The following is a 24,265-nucleotide window of genomic DNA, read 5'->3' as shown; positions in this document are numbered from 1 at the left end:
GATTAAAAAACAAAGAAATATGAAAATAGAACAGATTTATACAGGATGTCTGGCACAAGGAGCTTATTATATTGTATCAGAAGGTGAAGCGGCTATTATTGATCCGTTACGTGAAACAAAACCCTATCTGGAAAAGTTGAAAAAAGATGGCGTAAAACTGAAATATATTTTTGAAACCCATTTTCATGCAGATTTTGTAAGCGGACATATAGACCTGAGCAGAGAAACCGGAGCTCCTATCGTCTATGGGACTTCTGCAGAACCGGAATTTGAGGCGGTCATTGCTGAAGACGGACAAGTATTTGAAATCGGGAAAATCAGAATAAAAGTATTGCATACCCCGGGACATACTCTGGAAAGTGCTTCTTATCTGCTGATTGATGAAGGAGGAAAAGAAAAAGCGTTATTTAGCGGAGATACCTTATTTTTGGGAGATGTAGGGCGTCCGGATCTGGCCCAGAAAGCTGCCGATATGACCCCGGAAGAGCTGGCAGGATTGCTGTATGACAGTTTATATCAGAAGATTCTTCCTTTAAACGGAGATATTATGGTATATCCGGCACACGGTTCAGGCTCAGCATGTGGTAAAAATATGCAGAAAGAAACGGCAGATACTCTGGAGAATCAGAAAAAAACGAATTATGCTCTGAATCAGCCGGATAAAGAATCATTCATCAGAGAAGTTCTTGATGGATTGCTGCCACCACCTGCTTACTTCGGAATGAATGTAGTGATGAATAAAAAAGGGTACAGCAGCTTTGATGAGGTATTGTCTAAAAGTCTGCATGCCTTATCACCACAACAGTTTGAAGAAATAGCGGAAGCGTCCGGTGCCTTAATTGTAGATGTAAGAAATAACAGAAAATTTGCCAAAGGTTTTATACCGCAATCCATAAATATAGGTCTTGACGGTGATTTTGCACCATGGGCAGGAGCACTGATTGCAGATGTAAGCCAGCCAATACTGCTGGTTGCAGATGAAGAAAACGAAGAAGAATCGGTTACCAGACTCAGTCGTGTTGGTTTTGATAATGTCCTGGGTTTTCTGAAAGGAAGTTTTAACGCCTGGAAAAACAGCGGAAGAGAAATAGACGCTGTCAACCGTATCACAGCAGAACAGTTTGAGAAAGAAATAAAAGGAAAATATACTAAGATCATCGATGTAAGAAAGGAAAGCGAATACGATGCAGAACATATCGAAGGGGCATATAGCAGACCTCTGGCCTATATCAATGAATGGATTGGTGAAATAGATCCCGAAGAACATTTTTATCTGCACTGCGCCGGAGGGTATAGAAGTATGATCGCAGCCGGAATTCTTCAGGTAAGGGGATACAGAAATTTTACCGATATTGAAGGAGGATTCAATGCTATTGCAGAAACCGGTATTCCGAAAAGTAATTTCGTATGCCCGTCTAAAATTTTAAACCAATAAGATTAAAAATAAAATATTTATGTTGGAGATTATAAAAGAACCTTGGCCCTGGTATATAGCAGGACCTTTGATTGGGCTTACCGTTCCCGCTCTTCTTATCCTCGGAAATAAATCTTTCGGGATCAGTTCATCACTGAGACATATTTGTGCCGCCTGTGTTCCTGCCGGAATCAACTTCTTTAAGTATGATTGGAAAAAAGAAGCCTGGAACCTGTTTTTTGTGCTCGGAATTTTCTTCGGAGGACTGATCGCTTCTCAATTTCTTCTCAATCCTGGAGAAATTACCGTAAATCCGGAACTGAAAACTGAGCTGGCAGGCTATGGAATTACAGATTATAGCAATCTCGTTCCCGGTCAGCTGATGAATTTTGAAAGTCTTTTTACCCTGAGAGGATTTATCATGATGGTCATCGGCGGATTTCTTGTGGGGTTTGGAACCAGATATGCAGGAGGCTGCACAAGTGGTCATGCGATTATGGGACTTTCAAATCTGCAATGGCCGTCATTGGTGGCAACCATATGCTTTATGATTGGTGGGTTTTTAATGGCTAACTTGATATTACCTTTTATTCTTTCATTATAATTTAAACAGATAGTACTCATGATAAAAGAAAAAGAACAGGATATCCGTCATCAGGATGTCGTTTGCACCAATGAGACCAATCTTGACCACAAATGGTATCATCATCTTAAATATCTCGCTGCCGGAATTATTTTCGGAATTATCTTCGTAAAAGCCGAAGTGATCAGCTGGTTCAGAATACAGGAAATGTTCCGCCTGCAGTCGTTCCACATGTACGGAATCATTGGTAGTGCGGTTTTAGTGGGAATAATTTCCGTTTGGCTGATCAAAAAGTTTAAAATTAAAACGATTTATGGTGAACCCATTACAATAGCATCCAAAAAGTTCAGTAAAGGGCAGATCTACGGTGGAATTATTTTTGGCTTTGGATGGGCTATTACAGGAGCCTGTCCGGGACCTCTTTTTGCCCAGATCGGAACGGGAGCATTGGCTGTAAGCGTTACTTTATTGAGTGCCATTGCCGGAACATGGGTTTATGGATATTTCAGAGATAAGTTACCCCATTAGTGATAAGGGTTTAATCAAAAAAGACTGCCGATGATCTTCGACAGTCTTTTTTGATGTATAAAATTATGAATAAATGAAGTTTTTTGCTCCTAAAGCCATATAAAGATTAATCCGTTCCATTTTGTCCTGAAGTTCCAGATTGATGAGGTTCATTTCATTTTTAAGAAGATCCCTCTGTTTTCTGATCAGTACAAAACTGTTATTGGTTCCCACTTTAATCTGCTTTCGGGTGAGATTAATATTATTTTTCAGTTCATCAATGGCTTTGCGGTTATAACTCATCTGCTTTTCAACAGACTGTAAATTAGCTAATGAAGATTCCACTTCGTTCAATGCGTTCAGAACAGCCTTTGAATATTCTTCAACAACCTGTTTCTGCCGGGAATTCTTTATTTCCACATTCTTTTTCAGTTTTCCGCCGTTGAACAAAGGAGAAACAAGTCCTCCGCCTACCCGGAGCAGCGGATTGGAAAATATAGAGTTGATAGCTTCTACATTGCTGCCTGCTGTTCCCAGAGAAGAACTTATGGTAAGTGATGGAAGCCTGGCAGCTTTGGCCTGCTGTACTTCATAAAAAACTTTTTCTATCTGGAAATGATAAGCCTGTATATCTGATCTGTTTTCTAATAATTCCAGTGGGAAAGATTCAGGGATATCATTTTCTACAGGCTCAAAAGAATGTTGTGTGGCCAGTTTTCCTTCCGGATATCTTCCGGTGAGAAGCTCAAGAGATCTTCTGGATTGGGTATTGGCATTTCTGATCTTTTCCAGATAGCCCTCCAGGGAAATAATTTCCGCAGAAATATTAGACAGATCCAGAGCATTGGCTGTTCCTACTTTTTTCTGGATCATATAGAGCTTTTCCAGCTCCTTTGTCTGCTGAATATAACTTTCTATTTTATCCTCCTGAATGTTTCCTGCAATATTCAGGTAATAGGCTTTAGCAATCATCGCAGCTATGGACTGATGTAACAGAGTATTCTGATGTTTCACAGAAAAATAATCACTTATGCTGGCCATTTGAGCTGATTTATTTTTACCCCACAGATCTATTTCCCAGCTGGCTTTTAAAGCAAGACGCCGGATCTGGCTTTCACTCACCAGATTATTAGAGGTGTTGGCAACAGCACTGACGCTCGGATAAAGATTGCTTCCCGCAATTTCCATAGCCAGTTCAATCTGGTTAAGCTTTTCTCTGGCAATAATAAGATCTGCATTGTACAGCATTCCTTCCTTAATCAGTATTTCCAGCTGAGGCGTTTTAAGATCTGTAATCCATCCATAAGATAGTGACCTGGAATTAGTCTCCCTGTCGAAGATCCAGTCATCGGGAATAGTTACATGAGCAGCGATTTCACTGTTTTCCTTAAGCTGGTTTATATTTTCTTTGGTAGGCTCTTTGTAGCCTATGCAGGATGTTAAACCTACAGAAAGGATCCCAAGTATAATTAACTTTCTATACATATTAATGAAGTTTTGGGATCAGGAAGTTGATTTTACTGTTCACACGGACCATTACTTTTCGGATAAGATGTAACGGTTTGATATGATCGGAATAAATCACTGCAGTTCCTCTGGCTCCAACGGTAAGCTGCTTCTGGTCATCTTCCAGTACAAATTTTGCGATAAGTTTTCCATCGGTCTCCGGTAATTGTCTCGCAGTATCAGGAAGCCCTGCGGTAGAGCCGTTTCCTCCAAGCATTCCTCCGGCATTGTTCATAATTCCCTGGCTTGTTGCATCAATTACATACTCAAGTCTGGCTTTAACCACCTTACCCGGTTCTGTTTTAAGGGCTAGTTCAACTTCATCCCCCTTTTTTACCGTTTCAAGTTCGTTTTGCGCAAAAAATCCAATAACAGACTGCTGCTTCTGAATTAAAACAAAAGCTGATTTAAAAGGAGCCATGATAGCCCCTTCATTAAGCTGAACATTGGGAATAACCCCGTCTGTAGGAGCTAAAACAACCGTTTGGGAAAGATTCCATTTAGCCTGATCCAGTTTAGCCTGGATTTCCGAAACCGATGAATTTTCACCGTTATAAGATGCATTGGATTTCGTTTCCAGAGATTGCTGTTGTGATTGGGCTGCACTGATACGTGATTGAAGATCACGTACATTGGTAATGGCCTGTTCCAGATCAAATTTGTTGGCTGCTCCGGCCTGTACCAATTCCTGATACTGAGCCACTCTCTTATTCGCCAGATCCAGCTGATACTGAAGTCCTGCAATGTTTTTTCTGGATGCAGAAATATCTGTATTATAAGAGCTTACCGTGGCTTTCATATTGCTGAGTTTTGCCTCCAGAGATTTGATTTCCTGTACGTAAGGTTCCCTGTCCAGTACAAATAAAGTATCTCCTTTTTTTACTTCCTGATTGGTGGTTACATACACCTTCTTTACCTTTCCCAGAACCTGAGTGGTTATGTCCACACTTCGGTTTCCTACCTTTACATCTGAGGTAATGGGACAAAAATAATTGAGGCTTAATATTAAAGCAATAGAGCCAAAAATAGGAAGGGAATAAACAACAACCTGAGTTGTGAATGTCCAGGGAATAAGTTTTAATTTTTTAATAAGCAGCCAGCAGATTCCGGCATATATGGCGATGAGTAATTCAAGCATGAGTGTTAATTTTCTGTTATTTCTAATTTTTCTTCTTCTTCGGTAATAGCACTGTCTTCTTCCGGGGTATTCTGATTCCCGTATTCATAATTGGCCCAGATTAAAGCAGCGGGCCACAGCAGACCTCCGAAAATCAGTGAAAGAAGGCACATACTTTTAATTGCTTTTAACTGAGGATGATTCTTTTTCTCAGCCACTTTTTCCGGATAAATATGAGCTTTCCAGAAAAGGTAAATACCAGCAAGAGGTAAAATCAGTAAAATGAGCCATGAAGCGGCATCAGCTATAGTGTCTTCCATATGACCTGTTGATGCATGAACAAAATTGCATGAAAATAACAGGCAGAGAAGTAAGGATATTCTTTGCATAAAATAATAATGATATAAGGTAATAATGAAATTAAATTGTAAAACAAGGCGTTGCAGCCAATCCGTTAATGAATATTCGGCTGGCTACTCTAAATCTTTGAAAGACTAAAGATTATTCAATAATATTTTGTTTTTAGGTGATGTTTTTCTCATTTTGCTTTTAATTGTTTGGGTAATAGTATTTTGAGTAAGCAAAATTAGACTGAATAAAACGGGAAAAAGTATTCCTAAGTTATTTTTTTCTTTCGTTTCTTTTTTTATGAATCCGGGCGGTCATGCGTGAAAGAGAGTTGGGAGTAATTCCGAGAAAGTTAGCAATGTACTTTCTGCTGGCATTCTGGGAAGTAAAAGGACGCGATTCCAGAAATTCTTCATAACGGGAATGCGGAGAGGTAGAACAAAACTGTTCTGTGCGTACTTTTAAGATGCTGATGATTTGCTTCAGAGACTTCAGATACATATTGTAAATACCTCTGTACTGAAATGCCTTTTCTTCAAATTCATTTTTATTAAACATGAAAATTTGGGTTTCAATAACAGCTTCTATCGTATATTTTCTTTCATGTTCATCAGAATAGGATTCCGGGCTTTCCATAATGGCAGCTTCTCTCTCCGAAGGTAAGAATAAATTACTCTCAACCCCATTTTCATCATCAAAGAAAAACCTTAATAGTCCATTGGAAAGTATAAACAGCTGATCGAAAGATCTGCCTGGTTCTGCAAGCTTTTCTTTCTTACGAAGAAGCCGGGGAGTACTGATACTTACCAGAACATTAATTTCTTCATCAGATAATTCCTGAAAGAAAGCAATACTCCTGAAAGTTTTAAAGGTGTCCATTACAGGAGTAAAGATAAATAAAAAATAATATGAAAATTTAGTTAGCCTATTTTACAGATTTCATTGAAGTTTTTTTAAGATATTTGTGAGGTATTATATAATTCTTAGATACCATGAGCAATAACCGAAGAAGCTTTATCAAAAAACTGGGAATAGCAACAGCAGCACTTGCGGTAAACCCGTTAGATTTAATGGCTGGCGAATTACCTGAAAATAATAAACCCTTAAATAAGCCAATAGTCCTGTCCACCTGGAATTTCGGACTGAAAGCCAATGAAGAAGCCTGGACCATACTTGGAAGGGGAGGAAAAGCACTGGATGCCGTTGAAAAAGGAGTTCGCCTTGTAGAGTTAGATCCCAAAGAAAGAAGTGTTGGTTATGGCGGACGTCCGGACAGAGATGGAAGGGTAACGCTGGATGCCTGTATCATGGATGAAAACTATAATATTGGCTCAGTTGCCGCTTTGGAATACATCAAAAATCCGATTTCTGTTGCCAGAGCCGTAATGGAGAAAACACCACACGTTATGCTGGTAGGAGATGGCGCATTACAGTTTGCTTTATCACAAGGCTTTAAAAAAGAAAACCTTCTCACTCCGGATTCAGAAAAAGAATGGAAAGAATGGCTGAAAACAAGCCAGTATAAGCCCGTTGCCAATATTGAAAATCACGATACCATAGGAATGATCGCCCTGGATGCACAGGGAAATCTGTCAGGAGCATGTACCACCAGTGGAATGGCCTTCAAAATGCACGGAAGAGTAGGAGATTCACCCATTATAGGTGCCGGATTGTTTGTAGACAATGAAGTGGGAGCTGCTACTGCGACGGGGCATGGAGAAGAAGTAATCAGGACAGTAGGAACTCACCTGGTTGTAGAACTGATGAGACAGGGCCGGAACCCTCAACAGGCCTGTAAAGAAGCTGTGGAAAGAATTGTAAAGATCGATCAGAGAAGAAATAAAAATCTTAAAGATATTCAGGTAGGCTTTATTGCCTTAAATAAAAAAGGAGAATATGGTTCTTACTGCATTCAGGACGGGTTTAACTTTGCTGTTTACGATCAGAAAGGAAACCGCCTTGAAAAACCGGAATTTGCCTTGAAATAAAAGAATTAAAGGTTAGTCTTTTTTAAATCAGCGGAACCAGTATCCGGAATAATATATTCAATAGAAACGGACTAAATCCCGTTTAAAATTTTAATGATCAAGAACACATGAAAAGAACGATTATCGCATCCTTATTTTTAGTAATAGCCTGTAAAGAAGAGAAGAAAGAACTTATGGCGAAGGATGAACCACAAAAAGTAGAGGTAAAAGAAAATGTAGCAGCAGAAAATACCGAAGATGAATCTCAGGCAGCACAAAAGTGGCTGAAAGAAAATATCATAGCCTATTTTAAAACTGATCTTGGCAGCATGGATAAAGCGATGCAGAAAATAACGACCAAAGATTATTACGAGTATAAAACCGATGCCATGAATGTGGATATGGATGTTGACGGAAGTCTTACGGAAAAGGAATTTCAGGATAAATGGAAAACTAAATTTGATACCAAGAAAGCAGGAGTTGGTTCCGGGTTTCTTATTTCCGGACAGGACTGGATCAATGTTGAGGTTGGAAGCTGTGAACTGAAGTCTTCTTCAAAAGATTCATACCTGTTCAATGTCGTTTTAAATGATGATGGATTTAAAGCAAAATATCCCAGTCAGGTCAAGGTTGTAAAAGAAGATGGCAAATTCCTGATTGCAGACGTTCTTGAAGATCACTCAAATTAAATCAAAAAAATAAAATGTCAAAAATAGAAATAGCATGTTTCAATCCCGAATCAGCAATCATTGCTTTTGAAAACGGAGCAGACAGAATAGAATTATGTGACGGATTAAGCGAGGGAGGAACAACTCCGGATTTTGAAATAACAAAAGAGCTCAGAACAGAGATTGACATTCCTGTTTTTGTGATGATTCGCCCAAGAGGAGGAGATTTTACCTATTCAGAAGTTGAATTTGAACAGATGAAAACAGACTTGCTGCAACTAAAATCTTTAAATGTAGACGGTTTTGTATTCGGGATTCTGGATGAAAATGATGAAGTAAATATTGAACAAAATAAGACATTGGTTGAATTGGCAGAACCGCTTCCGTGTACTTTTCACCGTGCCTTCGACAGAGCGAAGAGTCTGGAAGAATCTCTGGAAAAAGTGATAAGCTGTGGTTTTAAAACCATTCTGACTTCAGGGCAGAAGCCTAATGTTTCAGAAGGAATGGAAAACCTGAAAAAGCTGGTTGAGCTTTCCGATGGAAGAATAGAAATCCTTGTCGGCGGCGGACTTCGTTCCATTAATATTGAAGAAATCAGAGACTTTACAAAAGCCGGTTATTTCCATTCTTCAGCGATTACAGATGGAGGTTCCATGGCCAATCCTGATGAAGTTATTGCATTGAAAAATAAATAATCTTAGCGATAGGGCCTACTTGAGAAGATCAAATACGGAATCCACAGAATCGTAAACAAACTTACCGATGAATAAAACTACTTTTTTTCTTTTTATATTTCTCTTCCTTCAGAACATTGCTTCTGCACAGTTTTCAGAACGCAGCCTGTCTTCTGAGAAATGGCAGTTTAAAAATGTAAAAGAAAAGAAGTGGCTGGCTGCAAAAGTTCCGGGTACTGTTCATCTTGATCTGATGGATAGCAACATCATTCCCGATCCTTTCAAAGATGAAAATGAAAAAAAAGTACAGTGGATAGAAAACGAAGACTGGGAATACCAGACCCGGTTCAGTATTTCTCAAAAAGAATTGACAAAACAGCACATCGATCTTGTATTCAACGGACTGGATACGTTTTCAGAGATCTATCTGAACGGAAAACTGCTGACAAAAACAGATAATATGTTCAGGAAGTGGGTAATTACGGTGAAAGAATTTTTAAAAGAAGGCGATAATGAACTGAAAGTTAAATTCAAATCATCCGTTAAAGAAGGAAAAAAGCTTGCTGAAAAAGTTCCGTTCACCATGCCTGAGTCTCCGAGAAGTTTTGTAAGAAAAGCACAATATCAGTTTGGATGGGACTGGGGCCCAAGACTGGTAACCGCCGGAATCTGGAAAGACGTAAAACTGGAATTCTGGAGCCGCGCCAAAGTAAATAATATCCAGGTTCAGCAGCATACAGTAACGGATTCACTGGCTAAAATTTCTTTTAATATGGAAATCTTTGCTGAAGAAGAAGGGGAATATTATGTAGGAATTAATATCAACAAAGGAATACACCGCTTTAACCTTAAAAAAGGATTGAATACCATTGCTGTTCCCTACACCATTAAAAAACCAAAGTTGTGGCAGCCCAACGGATGGGGAAAACCCAATTTAATAAGAACGAAAATTACACTGTATAAATATAAGGGAGGGTGGATTATAAAAGACAGCGATGTAAGATATGGTCTCAGAACGGTAGAATTGGTTCAGGAAAAGGATGGAAAAGGAAAATCATTTTATTTTAAAGTGAACGGAAAACCTTTATATGCAAAAGGAACCAACTGGATTCCTGGAGACAGCTTTTCACCAAGGATCACCAAAGAAAAATACCGCAAGCTCATCAAAGATACCAAAGATGCCAACATGAATATGATCCGCATCTGGGGTGGTGGAATTTATGAAGATGATGAATTCTATAAAGCCTGTGATGAAAATGGAATTCTGGTCTGGCAGGATTTCATGTTTGCAGGAAGTTTTTATCCGGCTGATGATCATTTCCTGAAGAATGTAAAAGAAGAAGTGAAAGATCAGGCCCGCAGATTGCAGAACTATCCGTCAGTAGCTTTATGGTGTGGTAATAACGAAATTGATGAAGCCATTGTCAACTGGGGCTATCAGAAACAGTTTAAATATTCAAAAAATGATTCACTGCAGGTATGGAAAGATTACAGAAAACTTTTCCATGAAGTAATTCCCAATACCCTGAAAGAAAACCTTACCCCAGACAGAAATATATACTGGCCGAGCTCTCCGTCAATAGGATGGGGTCACAAAGAAAGCCTTACAGAAGGGGATTCCCATTATTGGGGTGTATGGTGGGGTGAACAGCCTTTTGAAATCTATAATGATAAAGTAGGACGCTTTATGTCAGAATACGGGTTTCAGGGAATGCCATCTTTAGAAGCGGTAAAATCCATGTTTTCAGGAACTCCTGACTTAAAACTGCAAAATCCTGTCGTTAAAGCCCATGAAAAACATTCCAGAGGATGGGAAATCATCAACGGATATATGAAACGGGATTATAAAATTTCCGAAGACTTTGTGAAATACAATTATATTTCCCAGTTGTTGCAGGCCCGCGGAATGAAGATTGCCATAGAAGCCCACCGCCGGGCAAAACCTTACAATATGGGAACTTTATACTGGCAGCTGAACGACTGCTGGCCTGTCGTTTCATGGTCTTCCATAGATTATCTTGGAAACTGGAAAGCTCTTCATTATCAGATGAAACGAAGTTTTGAGCAACAAGTAATTTTGACAGAAGAAAAAGACGGAATTTTAAATTTTTATGCAGTTAATGACGGTTTGGATCGATTTGATGATGTTAATATTGAAATCAGAGTTGTAAATTTTGTTGGAAAAATTTTAGCGGATATCAACTCCGCTCCGGATGGGAAAGTACTGGAAAGTATCATTAAATTCGATCCGGTTGAAATTGAAAACCTGATTCCTGAAATCGATAAAAATAAAACATTTTTACAATTGACATTAAAAGACGGAAATGGGAAAACGATTGCACAGAATATTCATTTCTTTTCCAAACCCAACGAAATGAAACTTACAAAACCTAATCTTCAGGTTAAACAGATTTCCCCAACAGAAATTGAAATTTCTACAGACGTTCTTGCCAAAGATGTTTACCTGATGGGAGACACTCATTTCAGTGATAACTTCTTCGATCTGCTGCCTAATACCTCAAAAAAAATCACACTTCCAAAACCATTGGATAAAGTTGACATAATGAGCCTTTGGGATGCATTGAGAGAATAGAATTTAAATGGTAAATAATTAAACTCAAACAATTATTTCAATAAAAAATTGATTTGGTTACCAAAAATTGGTAAGTTTGATTGATTGGTTTTAAAAATGTAATAAAATGGGACGAAATACCTCCGTCTCTCTGGGAGACTATTTTGAAGATTTTGTAGATCATAAAGTTGCTGAAGGAAGATATAAAAATATTAGTGAAGTTATTCGTGCAGGATTAAGATTACTTGAAGAAGAAGAAAATAAAATTCAACTTTTAAAAAATGCAATTCAGGAAGGATTAGACAGTGGTATTGCCTCTGATTTCAACCCTGAAAAGCATTTGGAATTATTGAAAGCTAAAATGAAAAAATAATGGCTCAATTTTTCTTAAGTAATAAAGCAGTTGAGGATCTTTCCAGAATTTATGAATATGCCTATGAATTTTGGTCTGATTCGCAGGCTGATATTATGTTGGATTATTTAAGAAAAAATAATGATCCTTCATATTTAATCTGGTTGCAATCATACCCGAAAAAATATAAATATTACTCCTCCAACTGAAAAATCAGCCGTAAATTTGCAGAATATTTCTTTAACGTTATGGTAAATTTTGTTCTGATTGCAGTGTGCATTATAGCAGGAATGATATTCAAAGCAACAAAATCTATCCACCCCGATGCCCATAAAGGCATTAATACCTGGATTCTTTATCTTGCCCTGCCGGCAGTTTCTTTCAAATATCTGCCTAAAGTAAAATGGACTACAGAAATGCTGTTTCCTATTGCAGCTACTTTTCTGATCTCCGTGTTCTGTTTCTTTTTTATGATGTTTTACAGCAAAAGCAGAGGTTATTCAAGGCGTTCCAGAAGTACCCTTGAACTGGCTAGCGGTTATAGCAACACTTCTTTCATCGGGTTTCCGTTGATCAGTGCTTTTTACGGGGAAAGTCTCCTGAGTATCGCCATCATTTGTGATCAGACCATGTTTTTTGCCCTTTCAACATTAGGAATTATTGCCGCAGTAAAAGGCGGAAGCAGATCCGGAAAAGTAAGCGCTGTATTTATTTTAAAAAGACTGATCACATTTCCTCCGCTTATTGGTTGTATATCTGCTTTGGTACTCTCACAGTTCATCGATTTCACTTTTGCAGAACCTTTCTTTGATAAACTGGCAGCAACAGTAAGCCCTTTGGCTTTGTTTTCAGTAGGATTGCAGCTGAAATTCAACGGTTGGAAAAAGTTAATTCCGCAAATGTCCGCATCCATGCTTTATAAATTGATTCTGGCGCCGGCCCTTGTTTTGGGGATGGCTTTACTTTTGGGAATAAAAGGAGATGTTGCCAAGATCACCATATTTGAAGCGGCCATGCCGACTTTGGTTACTTCCAGTATTATTGCTGAACAGTTCCGTCTCAATACAAAACTCACCAATCTCATCATTGGAGTCAGTATTATTGTAGGCTTTATCACCTCCGCAATGTGGTATCAGATTACAGAACTGCTTTTCTGAAACGCAAAGATTAATCTTTTTACTGCCTATTTTCAGAGAGTAGAGTCAACACTGTTATTTTCGATGATGCAGATGTTGAATTAGTGAAAATATTATTTTGAAAACGTAAAGATTCAATTCCAATAAAAATTGCAGTTCTCTGAAGAAAAATCTAATTTTACACTTTAAAATTTTCCCTTGCAGTACGCCCAGATTGTTTTACCACTTAATTTGAAAGGATCTTTTACCTATAAAGTTCCCGAAGAACTGATGTCTAATATTCAGGCCGGAATGCGTGTTCTTGTCCCATTTGGAGGGAAGAAAATCTATACTGGAATTGTTTTTGAACTTCATGACAACGCTCCGGAAAGCTTTGTTGCCAAGGAAGTGATCAGTATTCTTGATGAAAATCCGATCCTGCCTGAAGAACAGATCCGTTTCTGGAAATGGCTTTCGGAATATTATCTGTGCGGATTAGGAGAAATCTACAGATTTGCGTTTCCTTCCTCCCTGAAGCTGGAAAGTGAAACGTACTTAAAATTAAAACCCAATGTAACCGTTGATTTTGAAAACCTGGATGTCAATGAAATGTATCTTATCCAGGCTCTGGAGGTCCGACAGCTGATCAATCTTACTGATATTGAAGCTTTTATTCCTAAGAAAGAAATTATTAAAACGATCAACTCCCTGATTGATCTGCAATATATTGAGATTGATGAGAAAGTTGCGGAAAAATATAAAGCGAAGGAAGTTGCCTATGTTAAAATAAATGATGAGGTTTTAAAGAACCAGAATCTGACGGATATTCTGATAAAACTCAACAGAGCTGCCAAGCAGAAAGATCTGTTTCTTGCCATTCTGGAAAAGCAGACAGAGCATCCTGAAATCCCTATTAAAAAAGCTGAACTCTTTGAGGATGGTTATTTTGGAAGTTCTCATTTTAAACCGCTTGCAGATAAAGGTCTTGTTGAAGAATATTATATGCAGAAGGACAGGATTGAAAGCTATGAAGGAGAAATTGAAGAGCTTGAAGAGCTTTCCGAATCTCAGAAAATCGCTAAATCTGAAATTGATGAAGCATTTGAAGAAGGGCGGAATGTATTGCTTCATGGAGTGACATCTTCCGGGAAAACCCATATTTATCTTGAAAAAATTGAAGAATGTATCAGCGAAGGTAAAAACGTACTTTTCCTCCTCCCTGAAATTTCTCTGACCAAACAAATCACTCAAAGGCTTGAAAAAAAGTATGGCAGACTGCTCGGATTCTATCATCAGAAGCTTACAGATTTTGAACGGGTGGAAGTATGGCGCAGAATCAGACAGAATGATATAAAAATTCTCATTGCGACAAGAAATGCCCTGTTCCTGCCTTTTCAGAATCTGGGACTTATTATTGTAGACGAAGAACATGATTCTGCTTACCGTCCGAGAGAAGTTTCCCCTTATTTCAATGCAAAAGATGCTGCTTTGGTTTTAGGGAATTTCTATAGAGCCGGAGTGATTCTGGGATCAGCGACGCCATCTGTAGAAAGCTATTACGCAGCCAGAAAAGAGAAAATGAAATATGTTTTCCTGAATGAAAGATTCGGAAATGTAAATCTGCCGGAATATGAGCTGATCAATTTTAAAGAAGCCCAGGAATCCAAAAAGGTCTCCGGAAATTTTTCTTTACACTTAATTGATGAGATCAAAAAAACACTGGCTGAAAAAAATCAGACCATCATACTCCATAACCGCCGCGGTTATGCCAATGTAGTGGAATGTGAGACCTGCGGTTACGTGAATTACTGCTCAAACTGTGATGTGGTAATGACGTATCATAAAGCGGCTAACGAAATGAAATGCCATTATTGCGGCCAAAAAGCTTCAAAACCCAGAACCTGTCCGAAATGCTATTCCGAAAATCTTAACGAAAGAGGTGTAGGAGTGGAGCAGATTCATGAAGAAGTTTCCAAGTTGTTTCCTGAAAACGAAGTAGATCGGATGGATGTAGATTCCATGCGTAAAAAATTCGCCTACGAAAAACTCTATGAGAAAATAGAAGAAAGAGAAACGGATATCGTAGTCGGAACTCAGATGATTTCCAAAGGTCTTGACTTCGATCATATTGAACTGGTAGCCATTCCCAAGGCAGATTCGCTATTGTATGTCCAGGATTTCAGAGCGGAAGAAAGAGCTTATCAGCTGATTACGCAGGTTTCCGGAAGAGCGGGAAGAGTTTCCGGAAAAGGGAAAATCTTAATTCAGACTTATAATCCGGAACATTCGGTCTTTCAGCTGATCAAAATGAATAATCCTGCGAAGATCTACAAATACATTCTTACCGAACGTCAGAAATTTCACTACCCGCCGTTCACGAAACTGATTATGATTGAGCTAAAACACAGAAGAGAAGATAAAGCCAACCGTGCTTCCCAGTTTTTAGGTTCTGTTCTGAGGAAATACCTTCCCGGAGACTGTGTACTGGGGCCGGAAAAAGCTCAGATCGGAAAATTAAATAATTTATATCAGTTCCAGATTATGCTTAAACTCCCACGTGGAAAGAACTATGAAAAGTTCAAAACTTTGGTTTTGTTAAGTTTGAAAGAATTTGATGAAATTACTGCTTATCAAAGCATTAAAAAAGGTGTTTTTGTTGATTTTTAACAATTTTTAACAAAATTTACAGTCTTTTATAACGGGTAAGTGACCCTTTATCTGACAATAATTTCTACTTTTGGTCGTTAATTAGATGTTTGGCTTCTTTATTGAATGATGTAATCCATCATTTTTTATGGTGTCAAACTATAGAACAAAAAAAGATAGATGGTAAATTTCAGAAAATATATTTCAAGTGCAGCGGTATTGGCTTCTGGGTTTTTCCTTGCTCAATCTACCGTTTCTACTGTTCTTTACTCACAGGCTTACGACAATCAGAAAAATAGTTTGAATCTGCCTTCTCCCATCACATCGGTGGCAGAGAAAGCCGTTTTGTCAGCCAAAGAACTTGTAGACATTAATGTAAACACAATGGTAGCGGATCCCGTGCTGAAAAATGCAAATTGGGGATTCGTAGTGTATGACCCTAAAACGAAGAAAGTCATTTCTTCGTACAACGAAAGTTCTCCTTTGGTTCCGGCTTCTACTACTAAACTGCTGACTACAGAGACAGCAATGAGTTTATTAGGTGAAAACTACCGATGGATGACCCAGCTGGAATATTCAGGAACGATTGACGAAAACGGCACCCTGAACGGAAATCTTTATGTAGTGGGCAGCGGCGACCCTTCTCTGGGAACCAATAAAGCAGGTGCCTGGTCATACAGAGACATTGTTTCAGACTTCATGGGCGGACTTTCACGCGAAGGAATCAGAAAGGTAAATGGTGATATTATCATTCAGACAGCGCTTTTCAAAGGCAATATTACAAGGCTTCCGGAAAATGTTGTATGGCTTGAAAACAATAATTACTATCTGCCTGTAGGAACTACGCGGGAAATTAATCCAGCCAACGAAAAGCTGATTGTAAAAAAAGCAGGTTTCTCCTCTGAAAAAAAGTTCTTCTATGTTTCTCCATACGCCAATCAGATGGTTTATGCCGAAAAATATGACGGAAACGGAACTTTAACCACCAAATTGCCAGATGCTCCGGCTTACCTGGCCAATACCTTCAGAACCACCATGGTAAAAGGTGGAATTCCAGTTACTGGAAAGGTAACTCCTAAAATGACAGATGCGACCCCTGAAAGCAGAAAACTGGTTGCATCGTATAAATCCCCAACCTTAGCCGATATTATTTATTACACCAACCAGCACAGCGACAACTCGCTTGCCGAAGCGTTGTTGAAAACGGTAGGCTTCCAGAAAATGGGCGACCAGACCTCCGAATCAGGAAGAATGGTCGTAACCAGTCATTTGAAAGAATCAGATTTTGATATGCTTGGTTTAACTTATATGGACGGAAGCGGACTTTCAAGAAGCAACAATGTGACACCAATCTCTCAGGTGAAGTTTTTATCTTCTCTGATGGATGAAAAGTACTATAAAACCTACCTAAGCTCACTGCCAGTAGGCGGACAGTCCGGTACACTGAAAAGAATGTTTATCGGAACAGGAAACGGACAGGTTTTTGCTAAGACAGGTACCCTGAATAAAGTAAAAACTTTAGCGGGATACCTGAAGACCAATTCAGGAAAAACACTGGTTTTTTCTTTAATGGTGAACAACTATTCAGGATCTGTAGATATGGTAAAGAAGAGAATGGAAAAAATTCTTGAACCCGCTCTGGATCTGTAGAAAAATAATTATTTCAATAATATAAAAGCCTTTTAATCAATGATTAGAAGGTTTTTTTTATCTTTGGTTAAATCTAATGATCTGAGTATGATAAAATTTTATCTTTTAATCATAAGTATACTGGTTTCTCCTCTGTTTTATGGCCAGAAACAGGATTCTAACATTGAAATGAAAGGGCTGATCGCAAAGGAAATGAATGCTTTTTCCAAGAAAATGACCACTTTCAACGTCAATCCCAATACCCTGAACTATGATCTTCAGTACCAGAGGCTGGATGTATCTTTAGATCCGGAAGACCATATGATTACCGGATCAGCTACATCGCATTTTAAACCTAATCAATCCATCAGCAGTATTTATTTTGACCTGACAACTGTTCTTACGGTTTCCCAGGTACAATATCACGGGGTCAGTATTCCTTTTCAGCAGCTGGCTACCAAAGAAGTAAAAATAGATTTTCCGGCTTCCGTGCCTGCCAATACACTGGATTCTCTCACAATTCATTATTCCGGACCGCCATCTACTGAATATAATGCTTTCTCAATTGGTTTGCAGAGCGATGTACCGGTTCTTTCAACATTGAGTGAGCCTTATGGCGCACAGGATTGGTTCCCGACAAAACAAAGCCTCAATGATAAAATCGACCGGTTTGATTTTAAAATTACAACTCCCTCCCAATACAGTGTTGCCGCCAATGGAAAACTCATGTCTGAAAACGCTCTTCCGGGAGGGCAGAAACTGACTTTCTGGAGAACCATGTATCCGACAGCTGCTTATCTGATTGCGCTTTCTGTTACCAATTTTGTTAAAATAAACAGTACTATCGGCAATCCGCCATTTCCGTTTGTTAATTATGTGTATCCGTCTACCAATGGAAATACAACAAGCATGGATAATATAGAATGGACCAAACAAATCATGAATACTTTTGAAACCTATTTTGGTCCTTATCCTTTCCGCAATGAAAAATACGGGCACATGGAATTTAAGTACGGTGGTGGAATGGAGCATCAGACCATGACCTCCATGGGAGGCTGGACTAAACATCTTATTGCCCATGAGCTCGCTCACCAGTGGTTTGGTGATAAAGTTACCTGCGGAGCCTGGAATGATATCTGGTTGAATGAAGGGTTTGCCACATTCGGGACACACGTTTCCAATGAAAAATTGATCATGACCCATGCTGAGTTTATGAATTACCTGATAAGCCAGATCAATATTATTACAACTTTTCCTGATGGAAGCGTATATGTACCGGATGGTGGTCTGCCAAGTGTAGGGCGGGTTTTCGATAACAGATTGTCATACATTAAAGGAGCCTATCTTTTAAGAATGATCAAATGGATATTAGGTGATACGGCTTTTTATCAGGCCATCAGAGAATACCATGCAAGGCCGGCTCTTGCTTACAATTATGTGAGAACTTCGGATTTTAAAGCTTCACTTCTTCAGTCTACAGGAAAAGATTTTACAGAGTTTTTTAATGACTGGCTGTATGGAGAAGGCTATCCGTCCTATACAACAAAATGGAGGCAAACCGGGAATCAGCTCCTGTTTAAAGTTTCCCAGACTCAAAGTTCACCAACAGTTAGCTTTTTTGAAATGCCTTTGCCTATAAAAGTTACGGGAACAGCTGGCGAAACTGCTTATTTTATCTTGAACAATACCTTTAATAACCAAGGATTTGTAGAAACAGTACCTTTTCCTGTAGCAAGCATTCAGTTCAATTATGAATACCAGATTCTGGAGAAAAATTCTACAGTGGTTCTGGATAATACATTGAGTGTCTCTTCTGTGGAAAAGGAAGATTTTGCACTGTATCCGAATCCTGCTAAAAACGAGCTTTATATTAAAGGAATACACAGAACTGCTGAGTTTTCTATTCATACTGCAGACGGAAGGCTCGTTAAAAAAGGAACTTACCAGCCGGAAAAAGCGGTATCTGTTTCAGACCTGGTGCCTGGAACCTATATTTTCACAATACAAGAGAAAAATATAAAGTTTTTAAAACATTAAGAATATTAGAAAAGGTTAATTTTAAACCTAACCACAAAAGAAACAAAAGCTATTTGTACAGATGTTATGGTACCATAAAAGTTCTCAAAAGAATAAAAATCAAAGATTTTTGAAGATTATGTGTTCTCTTTTTTCATAGTAATGATCAACTTTAAATAAGGTATTTTGATCTTTTGTGCCTTTTGTGGTTTAATAAAAAAGTTTGAACCACTTTAGTATTAAGGTTCTTGGAGATTGTTAATTTTTCAATAAAAAAATCATCTTATTAGAAATATCTTTTATTTTTAGGGTAAAAAGTGTTTATTTTGTGTTCAGAATTAATTTCTGAATATGAAAACACTTTATTTTTTTGTTGCATGTGCATTGCTGTCACAGCCGTTTTACAGTCAGGACCGAAAGGAAAATATCGAAAGAAAAGGACTGGCTGCAAAGGAAATGCAGTCTTATGCCAACAAAATGGCCGCCGGTAATATCAACCCGAATACTTTAAATTACGATCTGCAGTATCAGAGGATGGATCTTACCCTCACTCCGGGATCGTCTAATATTTCAGGTTCGGTGACTTCTCATTTTAAACCGAATCAGAATATAGGAAGTATTTATTTCGACTTCACGAATGTACTTACGGTTTCCCAGGTGAAATATCATGGAACGAATATCCCTTTTCAGCAGTTGGCCACCAAAGAAATAAAGATCGATTTTCCGGCTTCAATTCCCGGGAATACGCTGGACTCGCTTACGATTCACTATTCCGGAGCTCCTACAGCAACGGATATTTTCTTTAATAACACGCAGGGCGGAACTCCTGTTCTTTCCACATTAAGTCAGCCTTACGGGGCGCAGGACTGGTTTCCGACAAAACAAAGTCTTAACGATAAGATCGACCGGTTTGATTTTAAAATTACAACCCCTTCACAATATAATGTAGCTGCCAACGGTAAACTGATGTCTGAAACCTCAGTTGCAGGAGGACAAAAACTGACATTCTGGAGAACGATGTATCCCACAGCTGCTTATCTGATTGCGCTTTCCGTTACCAATTTTGTTAAAATAAACAGTACGATTGGCAATCCGCCATTTCCGTTCGTTAATTATGTGTATCCTTCTACGAATGGAAATACAACAAGCATGGCCAATATAGAATGGACTAAGCAGATGATGGATACTTTTGAAACCTATTTCGGCCCTTATCCTTTCCGTAACGAGAAATACGGTCATATGCAGTTTACCTGGGGCGGAGGAATGGAACATCAGACGATGTCATCTATGGGAGGCTGGAGCAAAGATCTTATTGCTCACGAACTTGCGCACCAGTGGTTCGGTGACAAAATTACCTGCGGAACCTGGAATGACATCTGGTTGAATGAAGGTTTTGCTACTTTTGGTGAGCATCTGGCGTATGAAAAGCTCCTGATGACCAATAGCGAATTTTTAAATTACCTGCAGGGAGAGAAAACTTATATTACCGGTGGTGCCGGTGGAAGTACATATGTTCCTGATACAGGATTGTCTAACGTAAACAGAATTTTCGATGGTAGATTGTCTTATTCCAAAGGAGGATATATTGTAAGAATGATCAAATGGATTCTTGGAGATGCTGCTTTTTACCAGGCTGTGAAAGACTACCTTTCAAGACCGAATTTAGCGTATGGCTATGCAACAACCTCAGATTTTAAAGCTTCATTATTGCAGTCCACCGGAAAAGATTTTACAGAATTTTTCAATGACTGGTTGTACGGCGAAGGATATCCTATTTATACTACCCGATGGAAACAGACCGGAAATCAGATCAGGTTTAAAGTTTCCCAGACACAAAGTTCACCAACGGTTAGCTTTTTTGAAATGCCTTTACCTGTAAAAGTCATCGGAACAGCCGGACAGACCGCCTATTTTACCTTGAATAATACGGCAAATAACCAGTATTTTGTAGAAACGGTTGCTTTCCCGGTGGCCAGTGTGCAATTTAATTATGAATACCAGATTCTTGAAAGAAACTCAACGGTGATCCAGGATAATACACTGAGTGTGTCTTCTGTGGAAAAAGAAAATTTCGCCCTGTACCCGAATCCTGCCAAAAACGAAATGTATTTAAAAGGAGTTGACAGAGCAACGGAATATTCTGTCCATACAGCAGACGGAAGACTGGTAAGAAAAAGTATCTATCAGCCGGGACAGGCGATCGGTATATCAGACCTGATTCCGGGATCTTATATTTTTACGGTAAAAGAACAGCATATTAAATTCATTAAACGTTAAAAATATTTTAAAACAGGTTTTTAAAATACAACGATATTACGATTTCATTATTTTTGTTATTGTTAATTAAAACTTTTAACCAGAAATTGAAATTATGAGAATTTTATTACTGTTTTGTTTATTCGGAAGTGCATTTCTGTCTGCCCAGCAGGAGAACTGTAGCCTTAAAAAGTCTGAATTCATAGAAGCGACCGCGGTGGATAAAAATGATATTCTGTGTATCGCTAAAAATTCAGGAAAACCCAATACTGTATTTTATACCCTGGCGAGTTGGTGTGTGCCTTGTATAGAACATCTTCCTGATGCTCTTCAGCTCGAAAAAGATTACAATACCAGTGTGTACATTGTTTTGGTAGAAGGGGAAGATGACAGGAAAATAAACAGAGCCATGAGTATTGTGAAGAGCAGGTCCGCAGATGCAAAAATACTGGTGTTGAAAAATAAAAATTTCCCGGGAGGAGTTAAAAAGCGCAACAGGGCTTTTGCAGAGCAGATGACCCCGCCACAGTTTGAAATGATCCCAGATTTTTCCAAGTTTATGGTGGTGAATAATCAGGGAGAAGTAAAAATGGTAACCAACTGGAAAGATTATAAAAAATTAGATAAGAAAACCACAGAAAATGTACAGCAGATGCTGGCACATACCGTAATTCCGATCATTAAATAATCTGGTTTTCAGAATCCATAAATAACACCGCCGTTTCATAAGATTGAAACGGCTTTTTTTATTAAATTAGCACATCTAAAAATTTACTAAAAAATGATCTCTGAAAAATATCTTCAACATTTACAGAACGAACTTCAAAACATTGAAAATGATGGTCTTTTTAAAAGAGAAAGAATCATTACTTCTCAACAAAGTGCTGAAATTGAAGCCAACGGGAAAAAACTTCTGAATTTCTGTGCCAATAATTATCTGGGATTATCCAACAATCCTGAGGTAATGAAAGCTTCACAGGATATGATTGAATCTCATGGATACGGAATGTCATCCGTACGTTTTATCTGCGGAACACAGGATATTCATAAGCAGTTGGAAAAAAAGATTGCGGATTTCCTGGGTCTTGAAGATACTATTCTTTATGCAGCTGCTTTTGATGCTAATGGAGGTGTTTTTGAACCTTTATTTACTGAAGAAGATGCGATTATTTCAGATGAACTGAACCATGCGTCTATTATTGACGGGGTACGTCTTTGTAAAGCGGCAAGATACCGTTATAAAAACAACAATATGGAAGATCTGGAAGCACAGTTAATTGCTGCTTCTGAAAAGAATCACCGTTTCAAAATTATCGTTACTGACGGAGTTTTCTCTATGGACGGAATTGTTGCAGACCTAAAAGGAGTTTGTGATTTAGCTGATAAATATGATGCTTTGGTGATGGTGGATGACTCTCACGCAACAGGTTTCATCGGAAAAACAGGCCGTGGAACCCACGAAGCTAATGAAGTAATGGGAAGAGTGGATATTATCACCTCTACTTTAGGAAAAGCTCTTGGTGGAGCTTTGGGTGGATTTACTTCCGGTAAAAAAGAAATTATTGACATGCTGAGACAGCGTTCAAGACCGTATTTATTCTCCAATTCACTGGCGCCGGGTATCGTAGGAGCGGCTCTGAAAGTTCTGGATATGATTTCCGATGATACTTCACTTCGTGATAAGGTAATGGAAAATGCAGAATACTTCAGAACCCAGATGAAAGCGAAAGGATTTGATATTCCTGATGGCGATGCAGCTATTGTTCCTGTCATGCTTTATGACGCTCCGCTTTCCCAGAAAATGGCTGAAAAATTGATGGATGAAGGAATTTACGTGATCGGGTTCTTTTATCCTGTGGTACCGAAAGGAAAAGCAAGAATCAGAGTACAGCTTTCTGCTGCGCATACAAAAGAACATCTTGACAAAGCCATTGCTGCTTTCGAAAAAGTAGGAAAAGAATTAGGGGTGATTTCTTAAGATAAAAAAATCTACGTTTGTAGAATAAAAACAGGATTTCTTATATTTAGAGAAATCCTGTTTTTTTATTCAGGGGATTGGACGTATTAACAATAAAGAAAAATTGAAATACATTAAAAATATACCACTTTTACAATAATTGATACTATTTCTTTTAGTAATTAAATAATTGTAGTTAAAAAAATGTTATTGCTGAATAGATGATAATATAATATATTTGGAGCACTAATTATAATAACCATTTTGTGAAAAAAAAATTACTTCTTTTTGTATTTTTTGGCTTTTTCAAAACAATTTATGCTCAATCTGATGATTACAAATCAATACTTACTGTAAGTGCTTTTGCTCCTTTTCGTGACCAACGCTATAATATAGGTTATATGCGGAAAATAAATGAAAGATGGTGGGTTGGAAGCGAAGTGGCATATGGAACCGATAAAATAATTCCTGTAAATATGGGCAATTTTGAAGGGGAAAACAGGGTTTTTGAGATAAAACCGGAAATTTTTTACAGCTTGGCACCCCAATCAAGATTAAAACATTTTGTATCAGCAGAAGCTTTCTATTTAAATCAAACAGGAAAAAATATTTCAGGAAAATATTACGACGAAAATGATATTTATTATTCTTTTAGTTCAGCAGATTATAAAAGAACCAAATATGGATTAAATATTAACTATAGCATTTTGATTCATAAAGAGTCTTCATGGTTTGGTTTTATGCCTAAAATTGGCTTTGGTATCAGACAAAAAAAAATTTCTTATACTAATATGACAGGAAAGGAAGAAGATTATGCTCCTATAGATGGTCTTCCTTTTGATTATCATTCAAATCGGCAAGGTTCCAATTTGCGTTTCAATTTTAATGTTGATATGAAATTCATTTTCAAATTCTAAAAAATATTTAATCTTTAT

General features: G+C 38.1%; 20 protein-coding genes. 16 read left to right on the top strand and 4 right to left on the bottom strand.

Features of this window, described 5'->3' with window-relative positions:
* The first annotated feature begins 19 nt into the window (after positions 1-19).
* From J2Y40_RS06430 to J2Y40_RS06420, 3 genes are read left to right on the top strand one after another with little or no spacing between them, the layout of a single operon-like run.
* A complete protein-coding gene (locus tag J2Y40_RS06430; protein ID WP_309997864.1) occupies positions 20-1,435 on the top strand; it encodes an MBL fold metallo-hydrolase in 1,416 nt (471 codons plus the stop codon).
* 19 nt (positions 1,436-1,454) lie between these two features.
* Positions 1,455-2,018, top strand: a complete 564-nt coding sequence (locus J2Y40_RS06425; protein ID WP_153399506.1) for a YeeE/YedE family protein — start codon at positions 1,455-1,457, stop codon at positions 2,016-2,018.
* Between the two features lie 18 nt (positions 2,019-2,036).
* On the top strand, positions 2,037-2,525 hold the full coding sequence (locus tag J2Y40_RS06420; protein WP_309997861.1) for a DUF6691 family protein: 489 nt from the start codon (positions 2,037-2,039) through the stop codon (positions 2,523-2,525).
* 63 nt (positions 2,526-2,588) lie between these two features.
* Here J2Y40_RS06420 and J2Y40_RS06415 read toward each other — a convergent pair whose 3' ends face one another.
* From J2Y40_RS06415 to J2Y40_RS06400, 4 genes are all read right to left on the bottom strand, one after another.
* Positions 2,589-3,989 (bottom strand): TolC family protein, encoded by a 1,401-nt coding sequence (locus tag J2Y40_RS06415; protein ID WP_309997859.1) that lies wholly within the window; start codon positions 3,987-3,989, stop codon positions 2,589-2,591.
* Between the two features lies 1 nt (position 3,990).
* Positions 3,991-5,148 carry an HlyD family secretion protein gene (locus J2Y40_RS06410; protein ID WP_153399512.1) on the bottom strand — a complete coding sequence of 386 codons (1,158 nt, stop codon included), beginning with the start codon at positions 5,146-5,148 and terminating at the stop codon, positions 3,991-3,993.
* Positions 5,149-5,153: 5 nt separating this feature from the next.
* On the bottom strand, positions 5,154-5,447 hold the full coding sequence (locus tag J2Y40_RS06405; protein WP_231128779.1) for a DUF3302 domain-containing protein: 294 nt from the start codon (positions 5,445-5,447) through the stop codon (positions 5,154-5,156).
* Between the two features lie 301 nt (positions 5,448-5,748).
* Positions 5,749-6,354 (bottom strand): Crp/Fnr family transcriptional regulator, encoded by a 606-nt coding sequence (locus J2Y40_RS06400; RefSeq protein ID WP_185152033.1) that lies wholly within the window; start codon positions 6,352-6,354, stop codon positions 5,749-5,751.
* A gap of 113 nt (positions 6,355-6,467) precedes the next feature.
* Between J2Y40_RS06400 and J2Y40_RS06395 the strand changes: the two genes are divergently transcribed.
* The 13 genes from J2Y40_RS06395 to J2Y40_RS06335 all read left to right on the top strand — a co-directional run bounded on the left by J2Y40_RS06395 (position 6,468) and on the right by J2Y40_RS06335 (position 24,247).
* On the top strand, positions 6,468-7,463 hold the full coding sequence (locus J2Y40_RS06395; RefSeq protein WP_309997856.1) for a N(4)-(beta-N-acetylglucosaminyl)-L-asparaginase: 996 nt from the start codon (positions 6,468-6,470) through the stop codon (positions 7,461-7,463).
* A 107-nt stretch (positions 7,464-7,570) separates the two neighbouring features.
* Positions 7,571-8,131, top strand: a complete 561-nt coding sequence (locus J2Y40_RS06390) for a hypothetical protein (protein WP_309997854.1) — start codon at positions 7,571-7,573, stop codon at positions 8,129-8,131.
* A 14-nt stretch (positions 8,132-8,145) separates the two neighbouring features.
* Complete coding sequence (locus J2Y40_RS06385; RefSeq protein WP_153399520.1) at positions 8,146-8,808, top strand: copper homeostasis protein CutC; 663 nt, start codon at positions 8,146-8,148, stop codon at positions 8,806-8,808.
* Between the two features lie 67 nt (positions 8,809-8,875).
* Complete coding sequence (locus J2Y40_RS06380) at positions 8,876-11,380, top strand: glycosyl hydrolase 2 galactose-binding domain-containing protein (RefSeq protein WP_309997852.1); 2,505 nt, start codon at positions 8,876-8,878, stop codon at positions 11,378-11,380.
* A gap of 106 nt (positions 11,381-11,486) precedes the next feature.
* Entirely contained in the window at positions 11,487-11,732 is a 246-nt protein-coding gene (locus J2Y40_RS06375; RefSeq protein WP_309997850.1) for a type II toxin-antitoxin system ParD family antitoxin, read from the top strand.
* A gap of 227 nt (positions 11,733-11,959) precedes the next feature.
* Positions 11,960-12,868, top strand: coding sequence for an AEC family transporter (locus J2Y40_RS06370; RefSeq protein WP_309997847.1), 909 nt, complete (start codon positions 11,960-11,962; stop codon positions 12,866-12,868).
* A gap of 177 nt (positions 12,869-13,045) precedes the next feature.
* A complete protein-coding gene (priA, locus tag J2Y40_RS06365) occupies positions 13,046-15,493 on the top strand; it encodes a primosomal protein N' (protein ID WP_153399526.1) in 2,448 nt (815 codons plus the stop codon).
* Between the two features lie 159 nt (positions 15,494-15,652).
* The gene (gene dacB, locus J2Y40_RS06360) at positions 15,653-17,122 is read left to right on the top strand and encodes a D-alanyl-D-alanine carboxypeptidase/D-alanyl-D-alanine-endopeptidase (protein ID WP_153399528.1); all 1,470 of its coding nucleotides are present in this window, start codon (positions 15,653-15,655) and stop codon (positions 17,120-17,122) included.
* An 87-nt stretch (positions 17,123-17,209) separates the two neighbouring features.
* On the top strand, positions 17,210-19,138 hold the full coding sequence (locus tag J2Y40_RS06355; protein ID WP_309997845.1) for a M1 family aminopeptidase: 1,929 nt from the start codon (positions 17,210-17,212) through the stop codon (positions 19,136-19,138).
* Between the two features lie 330 nt (positions 19,139-19,468).
* Positions 19,469-21,394 carry a M1 family aminopeptidase gene (locus J2Y40_RS06350; RefSeq protein WP_153399532.1) on the top strand — a complete coding sequence of 642 codons (1,926 nt, stop codon included), beginning with the start codon at positions 19,469-19,471 and terminating at the stop codon, positions 21,392-21,394.
* Between the two features lie 94 nt (positions 21,395-21,488).
* Positions 21,489-22,061 (top strand): hypothetical protein, encoded by a 573-nt coding sequence (locus J2Y40_RS06345; protein ID WP_153399534.1) that lies wholly within the window; start codon positions 21,489-21,491, stop codon positions 22,059-22,061.
* A 93-nt stretch (positions 22,062-22,154) separates the two neighbouring features.
* Positions 22,155-23,351, top strand: a complete 1,197-nt coding sequence (gene kbl, locus J2Y40_RS06340) for a glycine C-acetyltransferase (protein WP_153399536.1) — start codon at positions 22,155-22,157, stop codon at positions 23,349-23,351.
* A 245-nt stretch (positions 23,352-23,596) separates the two neighbouring features.
* Entirely contained in the window at positions 23,597-24,247 is a 651-nt protein-coding gene (locus tag J2Y40_RS06335; RefSeq protein ID WP_309997841.1) for a hypothetical protein, read from the top strand.
* The last annotated feature ends 18 nt before the right edge of the window (positions 24,248-24,265 follow it).

Source organism: Chryseobacterium sp. 2987 (assembly GCF_031456375.1).
GTDB lineage: Bacteria > Bacteroidota > Bacteroidia > Flavobacteriales > Weeksellaceae > Chryseobacterium > Chryseobacterium vaccae.
The sequence above is the reverse complement of the archived record's forward strand: the minus strand, read 5'-3'. Positions and strand labels throughout refer to the sequence as shown.

Excerpts from the sequence above, each read along its gene's own strand:
- J2Y40_RS06430 (WP_309997864.1), top strand. The coding sequence starts at position 20 with ATGAAAATAGAACAGATTTATACAGGATGTCTGGCACAAGGAGCTTAT.
- J2Y40_RS06425 (WP_153399506.1), top strand. The coding sequence starts at position 1,455 with ATGTTGGAGATTATAAAAGAACCTTGGCCCTGGTATATAGCAGGACCT.
- J2Y40_RS06420 (WP_309997861.1), top strand. The coding sequence starts at position 2,037 with ATGATAAAAGAAAAAGAACAGGATATCCGTCATCAGGATGTCGTTTGC.
- J2Y40_RS06415 (WP_309997859.1), bottom strand. The coding sequence starts at position 3,989 with ATGTATAGAAAGTTAATTATACTTGGGATCCTTTCTGTAGGTTTAACA.
- J2Y40_RS06410 (WP_153399512.1), bottom strand. The coding sequence starts at position 5,148 with ATGCTTGAATTACTCATCGCCATATATGCCGGAATCTGCTGGCTGCTT.
- J2Y40_RS06405 (WP_231128779.1), bottom strand. The coding sequence starts at position 5,447 with ATGGAAGACACTATAGCTGATGCCGCTTCATGGCTCATTTTACTGATT.
- J2Y40_RS06400 (WP_185152033.1), bottom strand. The coding sequence starts at position 6,354 with ATGGACACCTTTAAAACTTTCAGGAGTATTGCTTTCTTTCAGGAATTA.
- J2Y40_RS06395 (WP_309997856.1), top strand. The coding sequence starts at position 6,468 with ATGAGCAATAACCGAAGAAGCTTTATCAAAAAACTGGGAATAGCAACA.
- J2Y40_RS06390 (WP_309997854.1), top strand. The coding sequence starts at position 7,571 with ATGAAAAGAACGATTATCGCATCCTTATTTTTAGTAATAGCCTGTAAA.
- J2Y40_RS06385 (WP_153399520.1), top strand. The coding sequence starts at position 8,146 with ATGTCAAAAATAGAAATAGCATGTTTCAATCCCGAATCAGCAATCATT.
- J2Y40_RS06380 (WP_309997852.1), top strand. The coding sequence starts at position 8,876 with ATGAATAAAACTACTTTTTTTCTTTTTATATTTCTCTTCCTTCAGAAC.
- J2Y40_RS06375 (WP_309997850.1), top strand. The coding sequence starts at position 11,487 with ATGGGACGAAATACCTCCGTCTCTCTGGGAGACTATTTTGAAGATTTT.
- J2Y40_RS06370 (WP_309997847.1), top strand. The coding sequence starts at position 11,960 with ATGGTAAATTTTGTTCTGATTGCAGTGTGCATTATAGCAGGAATGATA.
- dacB (WP_153399528.1), top strand. The coding sequence starts at position 15,653 with ATGGTAAATTTCAGAAAATATATTTCAAGTGCAGCGGTATTGGCTTCT.
- J2Y40_RS06355 (WP_309997845.1), top strand. The coding sequence starts at position 17,210 with ATGATAAAATTTTATCTTTTAATCATAAGTATACTGGTTTCTCCTCTG.
- J2Y40_RS06350 (WP_153399532.1), top strand. The coding sequence starts at position 19,469 with ATGAAAACACTTTATTTTTTTGTTGCATGTGCATTGCTGTCACAGCCG.
- J2Y40_RS06345 (WP_153399534.1), top strand. The coding sequence starts at position 21,489 with ATGAGAATTTTATTACTGTTTTGTTTATTCGGAAGTGCATTTCTGTCT.
- kbl (WP_153399536.1), top strand. The coding sequence starts at position 22,155 with ATGATCTCTGAAAAATATCTTCAACATTTACAGAACGAACTTCAAAAC.